This window comes from Idiomarina xiamenensis 10-D-4, assembly GCF_000299895.1.
Classification (GTDB): domain Bacteria; phylum Pseudomonadota; class Gammaproteobacteria; order Enterobacterales; family Alteromonadaceae; genus Idiomarina; species Idiomarina xiamenensis.
This window is the reverse complement of record NZ_AMRG01000047.1, coordinates 1-1,405: the sequence shown is the minus strand read 5'-3', so window position 1 is coordinate 1,405 and position 1,405 is coordinate 1. Positions and strand designations below refer to the sequence as shown.

2 protein-coding genes are annotated in these 1,405 nt (G+C 51.7%); one reads left to right on the top strand and one right to left on the bottom strand.

Going from position 1 to position 1,405, the window contains the following annotated elements; translation table 11 throughout:
• Positions 1–338, bottom strand: a 338-nt coding sequence (locus tag A10D4_RS13315) for an ABATE domain-containing protein (protein WP_008490147.1), incomplete at its 3' end; no start/stop codon positions are given.
• Between the two features lie 160 nt (positions 339–498).
• On the opposite strand from A10D4_RS13315, the gene A10D4_RS13310 reads away from it, so the two are divergent.
• On the top strand, positions 499–1,405 hold a 907-nt coding region (locus A10D4_RS13310; RefSeq protein ID WP_008490146.1), incomplete at its 3' end, for an alpha/beta fold hydrolase.

Below are 1,405 nucleotides of genomic sequence, written 5' to 3'. Positions count from 1 at the left end.
CATTGCAAGCTTTGTATTGGCGCCCCGCGAGCCAAAATTCGATTGACCACCGTTAGCGTCGCCGCCGGTTGCTGGCCTGGCTGCTGGCGGCTCAAGCGCAAGTGTGACTTCAGCTCTGCGCGCAGTTCACGCGCTAACGCCAATAAAGTGCCCGTAGCAGCGCTGCTCGCAAGCGCATCGTTGGCCTCGGGTAAAGCCTCCGCCTCGGCCAGCCAACGCCTTACGTCGTCGTCGCTTTGCAGCCGATCATGCGGCTGTTGATCGACCATCACCTCAGTATTAACGAAGTCTAGCGCGAGATGACTCGCAATAAATAAAAACTCAACCGATGCAGTCATATCCATTCACCTTACCAGTAACCTTTAAAACCACTATTGACAGGTTACAACATCAGCGGGTAACCTTCAAAATAACATTTTACAGGTTACTCAATAAATCGTAACCGCTGTTGACGTTAACCATTCTTGATAGCAATTAATGATAGCAACAGGAGTTCTGATGAAAATTAACGCCCTACCCGCACTATTACTCTCGGCCTCAGCCGGTATAATGACAAGCGGTGCTGGTGCCAGCAGCGCGCCTGCCGTTGTCCAGCCGCAGTTTCAATATGCACAAGTCGATAACGTTAACCTGTTTTACCGCGAGGCCGGCAGCAAACAAGCACCGACGGTACTGATGTTACACGGCTTTGCGGCCTCCTCGTTTATGTGGCGCGAGGTCATTGACGCCTTGGCTAACGACTACCACGTTATCGCATTAGACTTGCCCGGTTTTGGTTTTACCGAAGCGCCCACTAAAGACCAATACGATTATACCTTTGCCAATATTACTGACACGGTCGATGAGTTTTTGCAGCAACAAGGCATTAATCGCTTCGCCTTACTGGTACATGACTACGGTGCCCCCGTCGGTTGGCGCTTAGCGCTGAAACATCCCGAACAAGTCAGCGCCATCGTCTCGCAAAATGGCAACGCCTACGAAGAAGGCTTAGCCAAAGGCTGGGATCCGATTAAGAAATATTGGCAAAACCCCAGCGCGGAGAACCGCAATGCCTTGAGCGACTTTCCCACACCAGAGTCGATCCGCTGGCAATATGAAAAGGGTGTTGACAATAAAAGCTTGATCGCGCCTGATGGCTATACGCTGGAAGGTCTGAAAATATCGCAATCGGGCATGGCCGAAATCCAGCTAGATTTGCTGTTAGATTACGCCAGCAACGTACAACAGTACCCCGACTACCAAGCCTACTTTAAAGCCTATCAACCACCGTTGTTAGCGGTTTGGGGTAAAAATGACCCGTTCTTTCTACCGGCGGGGGCAAAAGCTTGGCGGCGCGACTTACCCAACGCCGACATTCGCCTCTACGACACCGGTCACTTTGCCTTAGAAACCCACGCAGCCACCA